20 protein-coding genes and 1 CRISPR repeat array are annotated in these 19,752 nt (G+C 34.9%); of the genes, 19 read left to right on the top strand and 1 reads right to left on the bottom strand.

From position 1 onward, the window contains the following. The first annotated feature begins 381 nt into the window (after window positions 1-381). The 14 genes from casA (at window position 382) to yciH (ending at window position 14,336) form a co-directional block, all read left to right on the top strand. Entirely contained in the window at window positions 382-1,908 is a 1,527-nt protein-coding gene (casA, locus tag B6C84_RS11075; protein WP_086320425.1) for a type I-E CRISPR-associated protein Cse1/CasA, read from the top strand. A gap of 20 nt (window positions 1,909-1,928) precedes the next feature. Continuing rightward, window positions 1,929-2,546: a type I-E CRISPR-associated protein Cse2/CasB gene (casB, locus tag B6C84_RS11070; RefSeq protein WP_086320424.1), complete on the top strand. Its 618-nt coding sequence runs from the start codon at window positions 1,929-1,931 to the stop codon at window positions 2,544-2,546. A gap of 5 nt (window positions 2,547-2,551) precedes the next feature. Continuing rightward, window positions 2,552-3,616: a type I-E CRISPR-associated protein Cas7/Cse4/CasC gene (cas7e, locus tag B6C84_RS11065; RefSeq protein WP_086354403.1), complete on the top strand. Its 1,065-nt coding sequence runs from the start codon at window positions 2,552-2,554 to the stop codon at window positions 3,614-3,616. A gap of 13 nt (window positions 3,617-3,629) precedes the next feature. After that, window positions 3,630-4,373 (top strand): type I-E CRISPR-associated protein Cas5/CasD, encoded by a 744-nt coding sequence (cas5e, locus tag B6C84_RS11060; RefSeq protein WP_086354404.1) that lies wholly within the window; start codon window positions 3,630-3,632, stop codon window positions 4,371-4,373. Next, entirely contained in the window at window positions 4,374-5,042 is a 669-nt protein-coding gene (gene cas6e, locus B6C84_RS11055) for a type I-E CRISPR-associated protein Cas6/Cse3/CasE (protein ID WP_086320421.1), read from the top strand. 11 nt (window positions 5,043-5,053) lie between these two features. After that, entirely contained in the window at window positions 5,054-5,971 is a 918-nt protein-coding gene (cas1e, locus tag B6C84_RS11050) for a type I-E CRISPR-associated endonuclease Cas1e (protein ID WP_065650815.1), read from the top strand. A 2-nt stretch (window positions 5,972-5,973) separates the two neighbouring features. Continuing rightward, the gene (cas2e, locus tag B6C84_RS11045; RefSeq protein ID WP_065577731.1) at window positions 5,974-6,267 is read left to right on the top strand and encodes a type I-E CRISPR-associated endoribonuclease Cas2e; all 294 of its coding nucleotides are present in this window, start codon (window positions 5,974-5,976) and stop codon (window positions 6,265-6,267) included. Window positions 6,268-6,351: 84 nt separating this feature from the next. Continuing rightward, window positions 6,352-7,541: a CRISPR direct-repeat array (repeat unit 29 nt; unit sequence GAGTTCCCTGTAGGTACAGGGATATACCG). 248 nt (window positions 7,542-7,789) lie between these two features. Beyond that, the gene (gene tmk, locus B6C84_RS11040; protein WP_065577730.1) at window positions 7,790-8,416 is read left to right on the top strand and encodes a dTMP kinase; all 627 of its coding nucleotides are present in this window, start codon (window positions 7,790-7,792) and stop codon (window positions 8,414-8,416) included. Window positions 8,417-8,427: 11 nt separating this feature from the next. Further along, entirely contained in the window at window positions 8,428-9,426 is a 999-nt protein-coding gene (holB, locus tag B6C84_RS11035; RefSeq protein WP_165754901.1) for a DNA polymerase III subunit delta', read from the top strand. 63 nt (window positions 9,427-9,489) lie between these two features. Continuing rightward, window positions 9,490-10,890, top strand: a complete 1,401-nt coding sequence (locus tag B6C84_RS11030; RefSeq protein WP_086320418.1) for an MBOAT family O-acyltransferase — start codon at window positions 9,490-9,492, stop codon at window positions 10,888-10,890. A gap of 18 nt (window positions 10,891-10,908) precedes the next feature. Then, window positions 10,909-12,114, top strand: coding sequence for an SGNH/GDSL hydrolase family protein (locus B6C84_RS11025; RefSeq protein ID WP_081298787.1), 1,206 nt, complete (start codon window positions 10,909-10,911; stop codon window positions 12,112-12,114). Continuing rightward, entirely contained in the window at window positions 12,107-13,276 is a 1,170-nt protein-coding gene (locus B6C84_RS11020; RefSeq protein WP_165601578.1) for a GDSL-type esterase/lipase family protein, read from the top strand. Before B6C84_RS11025 ends, B6C84_RS11020 begins: the two co-directional genes overlap by 8 nt. Window positions 13,277-13,306: 30 nt before the next feature. Then, entirely contained in the window at window positions 13,307-14,014 is a 708-nt protein-coding gene (gene pyrF, locus B6C84_RS11015; RefSeq protein WP_086320417.1) for an orotidine-5'-phosphate decarboxylase, read from the top strand. A 1-nt stretch (window position 14,015) separates the two neighbouring features. After that, complete coding sequence (gene yciH, locus B6C84_RS11010; protein WP_065577726.1) at window positions 14,016-14,336, top strand: stress response translation initiation inhibitor YciH; 321 nt, start codon at window positions 14,016-14,018, stop codon at window positions 14,334-14,336. Window positions 14,337-14,384: 48 nt separating this feature from the next. Here the strand turns inward: yciH and tmaR are convergent, their stop codons facing one another. After that, a complete protein-coding gene (gene tmaR, locus B6C84_RS11005; protein WP_065577725.1) occupies window positions 14,385-14,705 on the bottom strand; it encodes a PTS system regulator TmaR in 321 nt (106 codons plus the stop codon). Between the two features lie 307 nt (window positions 14,706-15,012). Here tmaR and accD point away from each other — a divergent pair, with 307 nt between their 5' ends. From accD to purF, 5 genes are all read left to right on the top strand, one after another. Then, complete coding sequence (gene accD / locus B6C84_RS11000; protein WP_086319748.1) at window positions 15,013-15,903, top strand: acetyl-CoA carboxylase, carboxyltransferase subunit beta; 891 nt, start codon at window positions 15,013-15,015, stop codon at window positions 15,901-15,903. A 6-nt stretch (window positions 15,904-15,909) separates the two neighbouring features. Further along, window positions 15,910-17,181: a bifunctional tetrahydrofolate synthase/dihydrofolate synthase gene (folC, locus tag B6C84_RS10995; RefSeq protein WP_086319746.1), complete on the top strand. Its 1,272-nt coding sequence runs from the start codon at window positions 15,910-15,912 to the stop codon at window positions 17,179-17,181. A gap of 12 nt (window positions 17,182-17,193) precedes the next feature. After that, window positions 17,194-17,736, top strand: a complete 543-nt coding sequence (locus B6C84_RS10990; protein WP_086319744.1) for an SPOR domain-containing protein — start codon at window positions 17,194-17,196, stop codon at window positions 17,734-17,736. Window positions 17,737-17,797: 61 nt separating this feature from the next. Further along, entirely contained in the window at window positions 17,798-18,283 is a 486-nt protein-coding gene (locus tag B6C84_RS10985; RefSeq protein WP_065577795.1) for a CvpA family protein, read from the top strand. A gap of 18 nt (window positions 18,284-18,301) precedes the next feature. Next, window positions 18,302-19,752: amidophosphoribosyltransferase (purF, locus tag B6C84_RS10980; protein WP_086361347.1), on the top strand; the 1,451-nt coding region annotated here is incomplete at its 3' end.

Here is a 19,752-nt window from a genome sequence, read left to right as displayed (position 1 = left end):
TATCATCTCTTCTTAATAATAAAGTTATTTTTACTATATCATTAATAGCTAATTTTTAGCTAAACTAAAATAATTATTAAAAATAGCGTAGATTACGCAACATTAATCGTAAATTTATTATCAATCGTTTAGAAATTTTTTATGATTTCATTTAAAAAATTATTATCAATATGTAATACACTACAAAATAAGTGCAATTACAAAAAAATCGATAGACTATTGAATTAAAAAATGTAATAAATGATTAAGAAATTCGATCGTTTATTTTAAGCTTTGAAATCAGTAAATCGGCTTCATATAGACTTAAGTAATTTAAACTTAAACCGATAAGCGAAATAACGTATATTTCGCTTATTTTAAACTAAAAAAAAGGGGGATAAATTGTCTTCTTTATCACTGTTAGACCATGAATGGATTCCTGTTGTTTATTTTGATGGTCATATTAGTAAAATTAAACCTAGTCAGTTAGTTAACGAAACCATTGCCGACTTAGCCTATTTTAGACCGGATTTTCAAGGTGCTGCTTATCAATTCCTTATAGGTTTACTGCAAACTACATTTTCCCCTGAAGATAATGATGAATGGTTAGATTATTGGCATGAAGGTATAACTCAAGCGCAACTCGACGAGGCATTTGAACAAGTTAAACCAGCAATGCAATTTGGTGCAGCTAAACCGGCGTTTATGCAAGACTTTACACCATTGAATGGTAATAAAGTACCGATTTCAGGTTTATTGGTTGAAGCACCAGGTGAAAATGCACTAAAGAAAAATACTGACCATTTTATTAAGCGGGATTTTGTTAACGCTATTTGTCCACATTGTGCTGTTATGGCATTATTTACTTTACAAACTAATGCCCCATCAGGTGGGCAAGGACATCGAGTGAGTTTGCGAGGTGGCGGACCAATTACCACTTTAATGATGCCAGAGTTAAACACCTCAACACCATTATGGAAAAAATTATGGTTAAATGTAGTGCCACTGGATGATGACGAAAAACCACAATGCTATGATGAAACTGTCTTCCCATGGTTAAACAAAACCATAACCAGTGAACCACCTAAAAATTTAAGTGTATTTCCTGAACAAGCTAATTGTTGTCAAGCATTTTGGGGTATGCCTCGTCGCATTGAGCTAGATTTTGAAAATACAACACAAGGCCATTGTGATCTTTGTGGCGAAGAGTCGTCTGAGCTTATTAGCCATTATCAAACTAAAAATTATGGTGTTCAATACCAAAACTGGCGCCATCCTTTATCACCATATCGAATTGATAGCAAAACAAATGCACCCATTGCGATTAAAGGACAACCTGGCGGGTTAATTTATCGCGATTGGCTAGGCATGGTTAGCACTAATGATGAAACCCAATCAGCTCAGGTGGTAAGAGTTCATTATAATCGAGGATTGAAATCTGCTGAAAAATATCACTTGTGGTGCTTTGGATACGATTTTGACAATATGAAGGCACGCTGTTGGTATGAACACACTTTTCCCGTATATCCTGCATTAGCTGATCCTGACAGCGATCTTAAAGAGCTGATTGAACAAGCATTAGAATTTAGCAAAGACGTTTTATCATTACAGCGTAAAGCCTTGACAGCTATCAATAAACAGTCCAGTTCAGTTGATATTGCTTATTGGAAAGAAACAGAAATGCCTTTTTACCAATTTGTGAAACAACTTATCAAAGAAAAAGAGAATCCGAATGGGCGTTTTCATCTGTTATTAGATTGGACAAATACCTTATTAAAATATATTACTCAAATCTATGATAAAGCAGCTTTTTCTGACCCAGATCAACAGATGATAAGTTCCGAAAAAATTACAACCAGAGAAAAATTACTTAAAGATTTTAACAAACTTAGAAATATCAAAAAGATTAAACTTAATAAAACGTCTTGATTGCATGTAGGGAGAACAACATGTCAGACACTATCCAAAAAAAGCTGATGATCTTAAATGATAGCCACAAAAAGATTATCGATGAATGGTTTTCTATGTTGCAGCAACGGCAATGTAAATTTAATGGTATTAATTACAATGGACGAAAATTACGTGCTGAATTACGCCGGGTTTCATTGTCTGAATTAATAATTCTACAGGATGGCTATACGATCTTAGCTAATAAACTTCTTAATAACGACAGTAAATTAGCGCAAACGGATATTCATTATCATGCATTACAGATATTGGTTAATGTGGCTGTTTTTGCAGAGTTAAATAATGATAAGGCACCATTTGCTGCGCAACTGAGTGAAAAAGTAAAAGGTGGAGAACGTAATTATTTATCTAAATTGCGATTTGAACGTCTTCTTGCCAGTGAAACTCCAGAAGAATTTTGTCAGCGTTTAATTCGTGCCGTTAAGTTACGCGGTGAAAAAGGCGTTAATCTAACTTCTCTTGCTGACGGCATCTTTCTATGGATGCAAGAGTGGTATGCTCGTGAACATAACTGGCCAGCTAATACTAATCCGTTTAAACGCTTTTCTACTCGTTGGGCTATGGACTATTTTTCAACTAAAAATAATACTAAGGAATAATCATCATGACTACATTTATTCAATTACATCTATTAACCGCTTATGCTCCTTCAAACTTAAACCGTGATGATTTAGGTCGACCAAAAACCGCTAAAATGGGAAATACTGACCGTTTGCGTATTTCGTCACAAAGCTTAAAAAGAGCGTGGCGTACTTCTGACTGTTTTTATCAATCATTAAGTGATCATATTGGTGTTCGTTCACGTCGTTTTGCTCGAGATTGGGTATACAAACCACTGATTGATAATGGTATATCTGAAAAAATAGCTAAAGAAAGTGCAATTAAAATAGCTAGTCAGTTTGGTAAAGTCAAAAATGAGAAATCACCAAAAGATCCATTGAGTAATTTAGAAATTGAACAATTAGTACATATTAGTAGCAATGAACAGCAAGCAATTAAACAATTAGTTGATGTACTAATTAGTGAAAAACGCGAACCTAGCGATGATGAAGTTAAATTATTACGTAAAGAAAATAGTAGTATTGATATCGCCTTATTTGGCAGAATGTTAGCAGATAGCCCGGCATTTAATATTGAAGCTGCCTGCCAAGTTTCTCATGCATTAGGTGTAAGTACGGTAACCATTGAGGATGATTTTTTTACTGCTGTTGATGATTTAAATAATAATGATGTTGATGCTGGTTCAGCGCATTTGGGCGAACGTGGATTTGCTTCGGCGCTGTTTTATACTTATGTATGTATTAGCCGAGATTTACTTCTCGAAAATTTAAATGGTGATGAAGCATTGGTTGAAAAAACCTTAAAAGCTTTAACTGAATCAGCCGCCAAAGTTGCACCAACAGGAATGCAAAATAGTTTCGCTTCACGAGCATATACTTCCTATCTTTTAATAGAAAAAGGAAGTCAACAACCGCGCTCTTTAGCGGTAGCTTATTTTAATCCAATTCGTAGTCAAGATTTGGTAAATGATGCTATTAGTCGTTTGGAAGAGCAACGAGATAAATTTGATAAAGTTTATGGTCAATGTGCTGATAGTCGCTATGTTCTCAATAGTGAAACTGGAGAAGGAACCCTTAGTGCTGCATTAGATTTTGTTGCGCAAAAATAGGGGGGCGGACAAGATGATCAACCATCTTATTTTTCAGATTTATGCCCCATTTACCTCTTGGGGCGAACCTGCTGTTGGCGAAGTTCGCCACAGCAATATTATTCCCTCTCGCTCTGCTTTATTGGGATTAGTTTCGGCTGCACTCGGCATTCGTCGTGATGATAATCAGATTGATCATTTTAATCAGCATTATCATTTTGCGATTCGTCCTTTTATTGCTAACAATAGTTGGTTTCGAGATTTTCATACCGTCCAAGCTCCTCGGGCTAATAAAAAGCAAGTCTGGTATACACGCTTTGATGAAATACGACAAAACCCTCTTGAACTAGAGACGTTATTATCACAGCGTGAATATTATAATGACGTTTATTATCAAATAGTCATGACTGAGACTGAGAATGCACCTTATAGTTTAGAACAAATTCAGCAAGCATTACTTAAACCTGTTTTTCCCTTATACGCAGGAAGAAAAAACTCACCTTTATCGTTACCGTTATCGCCTATTTTGTATCAAGGAACATTGCGTGAGGCTTTTAGTTTTGCCGATAAACACTATCAAGAGTGTCATCGTCAAGATCCAGTTATTGATAAACTATTAAAAGGTATTGCTGATGAATATTATTGGCAACAGACCAATCAAGAAGATCACTTTGAGGTAATTAAAATTCAGCGTCGTCAAGATCAACCAATAAGCCGTCACCGTTGGCAATTTAGTGATCGTCAGCAGTTTTCCGGCCATTTGAAAGGGAGTGAATAGATGTATTTTTCTCGAGTTACTTTAAAATTAAATCGACTTCCTTATGTTATGCAACAGAAAATGCAAAATTCAGGACCTTATGCTATTCATCAATGGTTATGGCAACTCTTTCCTAATCAAGAAAAACGTTGCTTTTTATTTCGTGAAGAGAGAATTGGCAAAGGCTATCAATACTATCTATTATCGGAAATAGCACCGCTAACCAATCATGAGCTATTTTTAGTAGAAACTAAACCATACCAACCAAAATTAACCGTTGGTATGAAATTGATTTTTTCCCTGCGAGCAAATCCAGTGGTGTTTAAAAATGGTAAACGTAGTGATGTGATGATGAATGCTAAATATCTGGCTAAACAACAAGGTTTAGATAATGAGATAAAAATTCGTCAGAATGAAGCTGCCATAAATTGGTTAATTAAACAGAGTGAATCCAGAGGATTTTCATTATCAACAACTGATGGACAACAATTGGATTGCACAGTAATTAATTATACCCAAGAGCAATTTATTAAAAAAAGCAATTTTAAACCCATTACTTATAGCAGTGTTGATTATCAAGGGGTGTTAACCGTAACGGATGTTGACTTATTTTTAAATACCATCTATCAAGGAGTTGGTAAAAGTAAAGGATTTGGTTGTGGTTTATTTTTGCTAAAACATTATCAATAGGATAAGTGATAATGGTTTATGTTCCCCTTAATCCGATTCCTTTAAAAAATAGAACGTCAATGATTTTTTTGCAATATGGACAAATTGACGTTCTAGATGGAGCGTTTGTATTAATTGATAAAACCGGCATCCGAACGCATATTCCAGTGGGCTCGATAGCTTGCATAATGTTAGAACCTGGGACTCGAGTTTCTCATGCTGCTATTAAATTAGCTGCAACGGTTGGCACTTTGCTCGTTTGGGTCGGTGAAGCTGGCGTCAGAATGTATTCATCGGGTCAACCAGGTGGGGCAAGATCAGATAAACTACTCTATCAAGCTAAATTGGCTTTAGATGATGATTTACGTTTAAAAGTGGTCAAAAAAATGTTTGAGTTACGATTTGGTGAACCGGCACCGAGTCGTCGCTCTATTGAACAGTTACGAGGCATTGAAGGATCACGAGTACGTGAAACTTATTCATTACTGGCTAAACGTTATCACGTTAAATGGCATGGAAGAAAATACGATCCCAAAGATTGGCAAAAAGGAGATACGGTTAATCAATGTATAAGTGCTGCCACGTCTTGCTTATATGGTATCACCGAAGCAGCTGTTTTGGCGGCCGGTTACGCACCGGCTATCGGGTTTGTACATAGTGGAAAACCACTCTCATTTGTTTATGATATTGCTGATATTATTAAATTTGATACCGTTGTACCTAAAGCTTTTGAAATAGCGGCAAAAAACAATGCTGATCCCGATCGAGAAGTTCGTGTGGCCTGCCGTGAAATTTTTAGAAGCCAAAAAACATTAGCAATATTAATTCCGCTTATCGAAGAAGTTTTATCTGCTGGTGGAATTGAACCGCCCCCAGCTCCAGATGATGCCCAACCACCAGCTATCCCAGAACCTCAATCTCTTGCTGACAGTGGCTTTAGGAGTCGCTAAAAATGAGTATGTGTGTTGTAGTAACTGAAAATGTCCCTCCAAGGTTACGAGGTCGTTTAGCAATTTGGTTACTTGAAATTAGAGCCGGGGTTTACATCGGTGATATATCAAGACCAATAAGAGAAATGCTATGGCAACAAATCACTAAACTTGCTGAGGAAGGCAATGTTGTCCTTGCTTGGGCGACTAATACTGAGTCAGGATTTGACTTTCAAACTTATGGTGCAAATAGAAGGGTTCCGGTAGATTTAGATGGACTAAGGTTGGTCTCTTTTTTACCTATTGAAAATCAATAGGTTAATGTTCTTTAAAAATTAGAAAAATTTGGTAGATTTTAACTAACTAAAAAATATTATATAAAACAAATATCTATATTTAGAGAGTTCCCTGTAGGTACAGGGATATACCGGTAATGTCACATTTAGTACATTCGATGGTTCTGAGTTCCCTGTAGGTACAGGGATATACCGTTGCTAGGTTGGACTCCACAACATGCAAACGAGAGTTCCCTGTAGGTACAGGGATATACCGCATAAATTTGCACGTGTTGATATGGACTATACGAGTTCCCTGTAGGTACAGGGATATACCGGATGCAACAATGCAACAGCAAGATTTTTATATGAGTTCCCTGTAGGTACAGGGATATACCGTATAAAATGCACATTATACAAACAACATCAGAGAGTTCCCTGTAGGTACAGGGATATACCGCAATTAGTTTATAAAAATTCTCTAAAAAACATGAGTTCCCTGTAGGTACAGGGATATACCGTGCCATAAAAATGCTCCAATAAATTGATATAGGAGTTCCCTGTAGGTACAGGGATATACCGATCGGTTTCGTTACCACCGTTTTTATACCGTTGAGTTCCCTGTAGGTACAGGGATATACCGCTAGGCAACACGCAACCTAAGGACAGGTTACCGAGTTCCCTGTAGGTACAGGGATATACCGGCAATTCAGAGAACTATACAAAGAAAAACGCAGAGTTCCCTGTAGGTACAGGGATATACCGCGCATTAATGGTAAAGATAAACTTGTTTTAGTCGAGTTCCCTGTAGGTACAGGGATATACCGGGTTTAGTATGAGTAACGATATGGAAAATAATGAGTTCCCTGTAGGTACAGGGATATACCGTGGTTGGGTGGAGTTACAAAAGCAAGAAAAGAGAGTTCCCTGTAGGTACAGGGATATACCGATGTGATTGATCTCGACATGTCAGAAGATGGCGAGTTCCCTGTAGGTACAGGGATATACCGCGAATTAATAACTACCTCAGTCGTGTAGTGGTGAGTTCCCTGTAGGTACAGGGATATACCGCCGTCTTTGATTTGAAATGTTTTAGCCCAGCCGAGTTCCCTGTAGGTACAGGGATATACCGGCTTATACAGTTTATATAAAAGGCCCTACTAAGAGTTCCCTGTAGGTACAGGGATATACCGATGTGCCATAGCGCCGCGAATATCAAAGGCTAGAGTTCCCTGTAGGTACAGGGATATACCGTCTTCTTTATAATTTGCCGATAGACTGTCTAACGAGTTCCCTGTAGGTACAGGGATATAACTTTATTAGCTAATAAAATTACATCCAAATGGTTTTAAATTATCTACCTTTATGTGAGTAGATGGTATACACTCCTCAATATTTTTTACAAGGCTCTAATGATAGCTATTTATAAAAATAAAAGTTAATAATCATATGCATAGATAATATGAAATAGAGGTTTTTTAGTTAAACTAAAATAATTATTAAAAATAGCGTACAATACTCAATATTAATCGTAAATTCATTATCAATCATTTAGGAATTTTGTATGACAGGTAAATTTATTGTCATCGAAGGTTTAGAAGGTGCAGGCAAAACAACAGCCATCAATACTGTTGCACGTATTTTAAAACAACATCATATTTCTGATTTACAATTTACTCGCGAACCTGGCGGTACTCCAATTGCAGAAGCATTACGAAATATTATTAAAAATGGTTTAGATAATGAGCCGCTAACTGATAAAGCGGAATTGCTAATGCTTTATGCTGCTCGTATTCAATTGGTTGATAATGTAATTAAACCGGCATTAAAAATGGGGAAATGGGTTATTGGCGATCGACATGATTTATCAACTCAAGCTTATCAAGGTGGTGGGCGACAGATCGACAAGGTTTTTATTGAAACATTACAAGCTCAGGTTTTGGGTGATTTTAAACCTGATTTAACATTGTACTTAGATATTGCGCCAGAACTCGGTTTAATGCGGGCCAGATCGCGCGGGCAGCTTGATCGCATTGAACAACAATCATTACCTTTCTTTGAGCGTATTCGTCAGCGTTATTTACAATTAGCTGAACGTGATAATACTATTGTAACCATTGATGCCAATAAATCTATAGAAGAAGTGACAACTCAAATTGAAACTATTTTGAATTCATGGCTAATAAATTAGGTTTTAGTTTTATGATTTTTAATAAATATCCTTGGCTTGTATTACCTTTTCAGCAACTTGCTGATACGATTGTTAATAATCGGGCGCATCATGCCTTGTTAATTAATTATATTCAGGGAAGTGGTGAAGAAGAATTGATAAATCTACTGATTAATCGATTAATTTGTCAATCTTCACAACAATTAGAGCCTTGTGGTAATTGTCATAATTGCCAGTTGTTTTTATCTCAGCATCATCCTGATTATTACGTTATTACACATGAGCAAGGTAAACAATCAATTGGTATTGATCAAATACGTAGTATTTCGACTAAAGTTTATGAAAAATCACAACAAGGTGGTAATAAAATAATTTGGATCAAACATGCGGCTTCAATGACCGAGGCGGCAGCTAATGCACTGCTAAAAACTTTAGAAGAGCCACCCGAAAATACCTATTTTATTTTGAGCGATGAGCATAATAGCCAATTTTTACCCACGATTCACAGCCGTTGTTTTTGTTATTTTTTGCCTATTCCAAAATTAGAACAATCTGTTGATTGGTTAAAAAAGCAACACAATCATCTATACAGTGATAATGAACTTGCCACTGCATTATTATTGAGCGAAAATGCGCCAATAAATGCAGCAACATTACTACAACCTGAAAAATGGCAGCAGAGAAAATCATTTTGTGAAAATTTAACAGAAGTCTTACCACGAAATAATTTTTGGCAATTAGCGAAAACTTTTAATCATGAAGGTTTTATTGAGAAAATCACTTGGTTTTGTGCATTGTTAAGCGATGCATTAAAAGCCAAACAAAAAGTAGGTCGATACATAATTAATCGTGATCAAGTGCCTTTAGTCAGGCTACTTGCAACAAAAAATAATGATGAAATAGCTTCGTTGTATCAAATTTGGTTAAAAGCGAGGAATTTATTGTTATCGGTGACTGGATTAAATAAAGAATTGATTATCTATAATGTTTTAGCTCAATCGCAACTAATAAGCTATCAGCAGCAGAATTAATATAGTGATAATGTAGTAATAAAGTTTTTGGTCAACGATATATTTACAGATGAAAGGATTGCAGTGAGTTATTTATCGATTGAATTTGGTCTAATTTTTGTGATTTTCTTTGCGATATATTGGGCTTTTAGATTATTACCAAAATTTCAGAATAAATTACTTTTGATTTCAAGTTATCTTATTGTTGGTAGCTATAGTTTACAGTTTGCTGTTATTCTTTTTATTTATACCTGTGCGATATATTTCTTTTCCTTGATGATTGCTGCCTCCAAACATCATGCCAATCGATGGTTGATTTTAGGGTTGGTTGCTTCAATCATCAATTTAGCATTATTTAAATATTTTGATTTTTTTCGATATGAGTTACAGTCATTATGTAATTATTTAAACTTATCAATTTTAATACCTGTTGTTACTGTTCTTATTCCAATAGGCATTTCATTTTATACCTTCCATTCAGTAAGTTATTTGGTATCAATTAAAAAGAGAGAATTACCCGTAGCGAAATTTTGGGATTTTGCCTTATTTTTAGCTTTTTTTCCTAGTTTAATTGCTGGGCCAATCAATCGAGCAAAAACGTTTCTGCCGCAAATTGCGGTAAGTCAACCTAGAGATATTTTAGAACCTTTCCGAGCTTTTACATTAATTATTCTAGCAGTCATAAAAGTTTATTGTCTGGGCGGATTAATTAGTGAAAATTGGGTAACACCAATTTTTTCAAACCCTTTAGAATATAGCTTTATTGATTTATTAGTTGGCCTATATGCTTATGCTATGCAAATTTATCTTAACTTCTCTGGTTATACTGACTTAGTGACTGGGATTGCGCTTTTATTAGGTTTCCGGCTGCCGATTAACTTCAATTTTCCTTATTTAGCTTCTAATTTACGTGAGTTTTGGGATCGCTGGCATATTAGTTTATCTCATTGGATTAGAGATTATATTTATATTCCATTAGGTGGAAGTCGTCGTGGATTTGTTCGCACTCAAATTAATGTGATGTTAGCTATGTTACTGTCTGGATTATGGCATGGAGCAGGGATTAATTTTATTATTTGGGGCGCTTGTCACGGTATAGGCATTGCCTTTCTTAATATTTTAGACCGTTATATAGGTCGAGGATGGATAACAGAACGTTCGCCAATTGTTGCTCGATTATTAACTTGGCACTATATCTGTTTTACTTGGCTATTTTTCTGTTGTGAGAGTTTAGCGGATGCGTTAGATTATCTAAATGCACTATGCCACAATTTTACAGTCGAACCACATTATATGGCGGCATTTATAAGTATATGTGTCATATTTTTTATATATCCATTATGTAAAAATATTCCTACTTGGTGTACGGTACAGCTTAGTAGAATAAATAGTATTTACCTGCCAGTTTTATTTATCTTTATACTATGGCTAACAATCTATTTAGCACCTTCTGGTGTACCAAACTTTATTTATGCTAATTTTTGATTATGATGAAAAATTAAAATGACATACAAAAAAACATTTTCGAAAAATAGAAGAAATAGGTCCAGAAAAAATGGACAGCAAAATAGAGTATTAAAAAATAATACTTCTAATAATAACAAAAGAACTAAAAACAATTTTAAAAAATCAGATTGTTTACTAAATAATCATGATACGCTTTCTGCAAAAAAAATTTTTTTCCTATTATTTATTACTGGTATTGCATTAATTGCAATTTATCACAGATCAATTTTAATCTATTGGCAACAAACTTATCATTCCGATCTTTTTAATTCAGGAGGTGTTACTCAAGACTTCATAAAAGAAGATTCTGACGAAGCTATAGATGAAATTTTGTTAGGATCACAAGCAACAATTATCGATCATGATGACAATGTAGAAGATACCAATATTCATTTAATTAAAGATATTCTAATTATTCCACAGCCAGATATTGTTAAAAAAAATCAAACGAATAAACCAGAAAACAATCAAGCATCTTTATTAACTGACCTTGGAACACCTAAGATACCAAAGCATGATATTCCATTAATTCATGAACCATTACCAATAGTATTAACCGAAAATGATAAGGTTTTTTTTGCCGGTGATTCATTAATGCAAGGCGTTGCACCATATGTTAAAAAAATGTTATTCAAACAATATAAAATAGAAAGTATTGATCTTAGTAAACAAAGTACGGGACTTGCTTATCCAAAAGCCTTTAATTGGCCAAAAACAATTAGTGATAACTTAATTACCGATCCTTCTATTAAATTACTTGTGGTATTTCTAGGGCCTAATGATCCGTGGGATTTTCCCGTAAAAGGATACCCTAAATACGTTAAATTCAAATCACCTATATGGGAAGAAGAATACCGTTTGCGTATAGCTGCTATTTTAAATAGTGCTTATGAGCATGATGTACAAGTCCTTTGGCTAGCTGCACCTTGTATGCGTAAACCAAAACTCAATGATGGCATGGTATATTTAAATATGTTGTATCAATCTGAAATAGAAAAAGTACAACAACATTTTTTAACTACTAATCAGTTATTAGGTTGTACTTATGAGAACTTTACAAGTTTTGTTGAATCCGATAAAGGAAAAATAAAAGTAAGGGTTGATGATGGCGTCCATTTTACCTCCACCGGCCAGAAAATTTTAGCCACGGCTATTATGGAAAAAATTATCTTTAAACAATTAGAGGACAATGATAGTGATTAAACTTTTAAAGTATATTTTTACTGTAATGATTGTCACTGTTTCTGTTGGTTGCAGTGTTGCTGAAAGTAGAACAAGTACACTATCAAGTATTGTTGACTTTGGCGATCCCAATAGCAAACAATTTATCCAACATTTAAATTCATTGTCTAAAAATAGTAATCAAGTTGTGAATATTACTCAGCTTGGCGATTCTCACTCAGCGGCCGATTTTTTTACTGGTGAATTTCGAACATTGATGCAACAAAAATATGGTAATGCAGGGATTGGCTGGGTCACTCCGGTTGCGATAAAAGGTCAAAGCCATGCCGGGGTAAGTTGGAAAACAAAAAACTGGAATGTATTAAGTAGTCGTACATTAAGTAATTTAGATTTTCCGATGGGAGGATTTATTGCTAAGCCAACCAAAGAGGTAGCGACTATACAGCTGATGCCTAAAAATGCTGGCAATAAAAATTGGCAAGTACAATTAACCGTTAAAGCTTTAAAAAATAGTCCTAATTTGCTGAATATTTATGATGCTAATGATAAAAAAATAGATATTAACTATTCATCCAAAAGTAATGTCTGGCAGACGATATCTTTTATCACTAAAGCTCCTTTTTCTATCAAAGCAACTAGCGATATTGAAATCGGTGGTATATGGTTAAATCGTTACCAACAATCTGGTGTTATTGTTTCTTCGATTGCAACTAATGGCGCCAAACAGACAATATGGCAGAAATGGGGCCCTAACTGGTTAAATGAATTATCGGCCTCAAAAAGCGATTTGATTATTCTTGAATATGGTACAAATGAAAGTTTTGATGAAACCTTAGATGCGAACGCTTATCGTAAAAACTTGGTGAAAAATATTCGTCAAATTCGCAAATCATCACCAAATTCGGTAATATTATTAATGACGCCACCAGATACGATGTTAAATGAAAAGAGTTTTCCAAAATCTTTTGCTAAAGTAATGAGTATCCAAAAACAAGTCGCTAAATCAGAGAAAACGCTATTTTGGGATTGGCAACTGGCTATGGGCGGCCCTCATTCTATTAAAGATTGGCGTAAACGAGGCCTTGCTCGCCCAGATTTAGTACATCAAACTTTACAAGGTTATAAAGAAAGTGCTCGTATATTCTATGCTGATTTAAATGAATTTATTAAAAAGAATAGTTAAAAATTTATAATTAAAAGGAATAACTAAGTTATGTCATCTCCAATTATTGTTGCTGTTGATTTTTCTGATACAAAGTCCGCGTGGAATTTTATTGATAAAGTTGAACCTAAAGATTGCCGTCTTAAAATTGGTAAAGAATTATTTACTCATGCTGGCCCTGATTTTATTAAACAGATAAAACAAAAAGGTTTCGATATTTTTTTAGATCTCAAATTTCATGATATACCTAATACGGTAGCCAAAGCAGTAGCTGCTGCCGCTGAACTAGGTGTCTGGATGACAAATGTTCACGCCAGTGGTGGAATTCGTATGATGGAGGCGGCAAAAGATGCGCTTTACCCATTTGGAAAAGATGCACCTTTATTAATTGCGGTCACTGTACTAACGAGTATGGAATCTTCAGATCTTAAAGAAATTGGTATTGAGGTATCGCCATTAGAACAAGCAACTCGTTTAGCATTATTGGCCAAAAATTGTGGGCTTGATGGTGTAGTTTGTTCTGCCAAAGAAGTACAGAGTTTTAGAACACGGCTTGGTAGTGATTTCAAATTGGTTACACCTGGTATTCGTCCAGCAGGTTCTACTCCTGATGATCAGCGACGAATTATGACTCCACAGCGAGCACAAGCAGCGGGTGCCGATTATTTAGTCATCGGCCGTCCTATAACGCAAGCGGAGGATCCAAGCAAAGCATTACAGACTATTTTATCAACTCTTGATTCATCTAAGAGCAATTAGTATGACAGATAATCCAATTGTTTATTCAACTGAACATGGTCGAATAACGCCTGAAAAAGCCATTAAGCCTCGGCCTAAAGGTGATGGTATTATTCGAATTTCACGTCAGACATCGGGCCGAAAAGGGAAGGGTGTTTGCGTGATTGATGGTTTTGACTTAGATGATAGCCAATTACAGCAATTAGCCGCCGATCTTAAAAAACGTTGTGGTTGTGGTGGTTCGGTTAAGGATGGAAAAATTGAGATTCAAGGTGATAAACGCGATCTATTAAAATCACTAATAGAAGATAAAGGATTTAAAGTTAAACTTGCTGGAGGTTAGTTAACCAAAAAATAATACCCTTTTGAAAAGGGTATTATTTGAAAAAAATTAATTAGAACGGTAACCACGCATTTTTTTACTGATGTCGCGACGTTCCTTAGAAATTTCAGCATTTTTGATGATGTAATCATCAACACGATCATCGTAATCGCTTTTCATGTTGGCAATAATAGCTTGAAGCTCTTCGTAAGTCATATCAGGTTTAATATAATCACTTAAATTTTCAAGTAATAATACGCGCTTTTGGTTGTCACGAATTTTCTTCTCGTTATCTGAGATTTCGCGTTTTAATTTGTTTAAACGACGTGACAAACGAATGTATTCAAGAACATCTTGAAATGATGGTGCGGCTGATTTTTCCTTGTCCATCTATAACCCCTTATTTCTGAAAAGATGAAAAACAATTATTCTTTAATTATATACTAATAATTTTTTGTGGTCATATTAAATATAGTTTCATTTGTTAAATGATAAATTTAACAATTAACATAGATGGTTATTTTTGTTTTATCTGAACTTTTTTAAAGTTTGGTTGTATATTATTTTTGTGTAGTATCAAAAACGTTATCTAATTACGGATAAATTGGAATAAAAGCAAAAACAAGTATTAAGAATTATTGCAAAGTATTATACAATACGTTGTTAATTGTAAAGAGTACCGAATGAGAGAATCATAATGAGCTGGATTGAAAAAATTCTGAGTAAAAATAATATATCGTCAGATCATAAAAAGGCGAATATTCCCGGTGGTGTTTGGACTAAATGTAGCAATTGTGAGCAGGTCATTTATCAAGCTGAACTTGACCGAAATTTAGAGGTTTGTCCGAAATGTGATCACCACATGCATATTCCTGCCCGAGTTCGCTTATATCGTTTTTTAGATGAAGGTTCTGATGTTGAAGTTGGTGCAGAACTTGCGCCAAAAGATATTTTAAGATTTAAAGATACTAAAAAATATAAAGATCGTTTAACTGCTGCGCAAAAAGAAACTCACGAAAAAGAAGCTATGGTTGTTATGAAAGGAACGTTACTAGGCATACCGGTTGTCGTAGCTTGTTTTGAGTTTGCTTTTATTGGAGGATCAATGTCATCAGTGGTCGGTGCTTTATTTACTCGTGCTGCTGAACAAGCTATTGCAGATAAATGTCCATTAATTTGCTTTTCAACCAGTGGTGGTGCTCGTATGCAAGAAGCACTATTCTCATTAATGCAAATGGCAAAAACAAGTGCTATTTTAGCCAAAATGCAAGATGAAGGGTTACCATATATTTCAGTAATGACCGATCCAACAATGGGTGGTGTATCTGCAAGTTTAGCTATGTTGGGCGATATTAATATCGCCGAACCTAAAGCATTAATTGGTTTTGCTGGTCCTAGAGTAATACAACAAACTGTGCGTGAAACCTTACCAGAAGGATTCCAACGTAGTGAGTTTTTACTTGAAAAAGGTGCAATTGATATGATTATTCATCGTCGAGATATGCGACCAAAAATTGCTGGTTTATTGGCTAAATTAATGAAACTTCCTAACCCTTTTGATAATATCGCTAATGATGAGACAATTTAACTGATCATGCAAAATAAAATCCCAGATGCCATGTCAGATCTTAAGACATGGCTTTGTTATTTGGAACAGTTACACCCTTCAAGTATTGAATTAGGGCTGGAAAGGGTAAAGTCAGTTGCTGAGCGATTAGACCTATTACAACCAGCTCCTTATATTTTCACTGTAGCAGGAACTAATGGCAAAGGGACAACTTGTCGTACCTTAGAAATGATTTTACTTGCTGCTGATAAGCGTGTTGGTGTTTATAGTTCTCCACATTTATTGCATTTTACTGAACGGGTTAGAATCAATAATCAAGAGTCAACACCCTCTGATACCGTTAAGGCATTTGTAGCGATTGAAAAGGCCAGAGGAGATGTTTCATTAACCTATTTCGAATATGCAACACTTGCAGCTTTATATCAATTCAAGCAAGCCCAACTAGATGTTGTTATTTTGGAAGTCGGGCTAGGTGGTAGACTTGATGCCACCAATATTGTTGATGCTGATATAGCAATTATAACGACAATCGGTATTGATCATGTTGAATATTTGGGAAATACAAGAGAAAGTATTGGTCGAGAAAAAGCCGGTATTTTTAAACCGAAAAGTATTGCTGTTGTTGGTGAACCTGAAATACCATCGTCCATTTTAGACGTTGCTCATGCCGTAAATTGCTCGCTCTTTGCTGTAAACAAAGATTGGTCTTATCAGCAAATTGATAAATTAACATGGCAATTTAATTCTTCAATAAAGCAATATCAAAATCTGCCGATTCCGCAAGTCCCTCTAGCTAATGCCGCAACAGCAATTGCTGCCCTTAGTTATTCACCATTTTCTATCACTCAAAAACAAATAGACAGTGCTCTTGAAAAAACTAGCTTAATAGGACGTTTTCAAATTATCCAAGCATCACCAACTGTAATCGTTGATGTTGCGCATAACCCTCATGCGGCCAGTTATTTAGTCAAACAGATTGAGTTATTAAAACAGCAACAATCAACAGTTGGAAAAGTGAGATTTGTGATAGGGATGCTTAAGGATAAAGATATTAAAAGTACTTTATCTATATTTAATGCTGATCAGTGGTATTGTGCTTCACTTTATGGTGAGCGCGGATGTAATGCTGATATATTAAAGCAGTTTTTACAAGAGGAAAATGTAGAGAATATCGCAACATTTGATTCGGTTAATGAAGCATATCAAAAGGCTATGAAAGAAGCAAAAGAAGATGATATTATTGTCGTTTGTGGCTCATTTCATACCGTTTCTGCCGTTTTGGATATAGTAGGCAACTAGGTAAATGTGAACATGGATAATAATCAAGAGAAAATTAAATGTAGATCAAATAAAGTTAGAAATCAACTTGTTGGTTTTGCTACATTTTTGTTAATAATTGCTATTATTGCTCCTAATATAATCACTGATAAATCTAATTTGCAAACATCAACTATTCCTATATTGCAATCAGGTGTGATAGATGAACAAAATCAAGAGGCTGTTGTAAAAAATGAATCCTCTTATACTCCTGTTTCAGATCAATATCCTAGTCCTTTAGCTTCACCCGAAATTATTGATGATAATTTTGATACTCCAATGACAACATCTTCTGAACAAGCTGATAAACCCTATATGATTCAACTTGGAGCATTAAAAAATAAGAAAAAAATAGAGGAACTAGTTGCCTTATTACGACTGAATAACTATAACGTTAGAGTGGTACCAAATAATCCTGGACCAAATCAACTAATAAAATTACAAGTGGGTCCTTATGCGAAAAGAGAGCAAGCCGAACAGTTGATTAGTAATTTAGATAATTTAACCAAGTTAAAAGGTGTGATTATTGTCAATTAATAATCATTTTATGATTTATAAAAATTAAAAAATATTAATATAAAAATTGTGAGTTATTATGATGAATTGGGTTGATTTTACGATTATCGGTGTGATTATTTTATCAGCATTGATTAGTATTATTAGAGGTTTTGTCAAAGAAGCCCTATCTTTAATTAGTTGGGTGTTAGCGTTTTTTATTGCTAGCCGTTTTTATATGTACATCACTAGTTATTTGACTTATTTTGATAGTGATGTCATTCGGATTGCAGTTGCTATTGCGATACTTTTTATTTCGACATTAATTGTTTGTGCAATCGTCTCTTATATTATAGGTCAATTAGTCCAAAAAACAGGGCTATCAAGCACCGATCGAGTATTGGGAATTTGTTTTGGGGTATTAAGAGGTATTTTAGTTGTTGCAGCAGTGCTCTTTTTTGTTGATACCTTTACTCCTTTATCCCAATCTCCATCGTGGGTGCAATCACAACTTATTCCGCATTTCCATTTTATCATTCGCTGGTTTTTTGATTTTATACAGCAGTCGTCTTCATTTTTAGTTCAATAAGTTTGAGGTAATCATTGTATGTGTGGTGTTGTTGGTATTGTAGGATGTAGTACAGTTAATCAATCTATTTATGATGCTTTAACTGTTTTGCAACATCGTGGACAAGATGCAGCAGGAATTGTAACCATTGATGAACAAAATCGCTTTCGTTTACGTAAAGCAAATGGTTTGGTAAAAGATGTATTTCAAGAACATCATATGCAACGATTACAAGGTAACCTAGGTATAGGTCATATTCGTTATCCAACCGCGGGTAGTTCAAGCCCTTCAGAAGCTCAACCTTTCTATGTAAATTCGCCATATGGTATTGCACTGGCTCATAATGGTAATTTAACTAACACTGATCAGTTACGAGATAAGGTTTTTGAATTAGCAAGACGTCACATAAATACTAGCTCAGATTCAGAAGTATTACTTAATATTTTTGCCAGTGAACTTGATAAATTCCCGACTTATCCTTTAACTGCAGATAATATCTTTAGTGCAGTTCATCAAGTTCATCAAATTATTAAAGGTGCTTATGCTTGTGTAGCAATGATAATTGGTCATGGGCTGGTTGCTTTTCGAGATCCATTTGGCATCCGACCATTGGTTATTGGTAAAAAAGTAATTGATGATCAAAAAACAGAATATATGGTTGCATCAGAAAGTGTTGCTTTAGATATTCTCGATTTTGAATTTATGCGAGATGTGGAGCCTGGTGAAGCTATTTATATTACTCAAGATGGCCAATTTTATTCTAAACAGTGCTCTGATAATCCTCAATATTATCCATGTATTTTTGAGTATGTCTATTTTGCTCGACCTGATTCGTTAATGAATGGTGTATCTGTTTATCAGTCACGGATATTAATGGGGCAAAAACTGGGACAAAAAATAGCCAGAGAGTGGAACGATATTGATATTGATGTCGTCATTCCTATTCCAGAAACATCCTGTGATGCTGCTCTTGAGATTGCTCGTATTTTAGGAAAACCTTATAGACAAGGATTTGTTAAAAATCGTTATGTAGGGCGTACCTTTATTATGCCAGGACAAAATGCCAGAAAACTCTCAGTAAGAAGAAAACTTAATGCGAATCGTATTGAGTTTGAGGGTAAAAATGTGCTTCTTGTTGATGATTCTATTGTACGAGGAACGACATCTGAAAAAATTCTTGAAATGGTACGTTCTGTCGGTGCTAAAAAAGTTTATTTAGCTTCGGCTGCGCCAGAAATTAGACATCCTAATGTTTATGGTATCGATATGCCTGTTGCGAGTGAATTAATTGCTTATAATCGATCAGTTGATGAGATTGCAAAAGAAATTGGAGCAGATAAATTAATATTTCAAGATCTTTCTGATTTAATTGATTCTATTCGAGAACAAAATCCCGATATTCATCATTTAGAATGTTCCGTATTTAATGGCAATTATATTACAGAAGATGTTGATGATAATTATTTTAATCAATTAGAGAATAATAGAGC

The sequence above is a fragment of the Gilliamella apis genome (genome assembly GCF_002142155.1).
GTDB lineage: Bacteria > Pseudomonadota > Gammaproteobacteria > Enterobacterales > Orbaceae > Gilliamella > Gilliamella apis.
The sequence above is the reverse complement of the archived record's forward strand: the minus strand, read 5'-3'. Positions and strand labels throughout refer to the sequence as shown.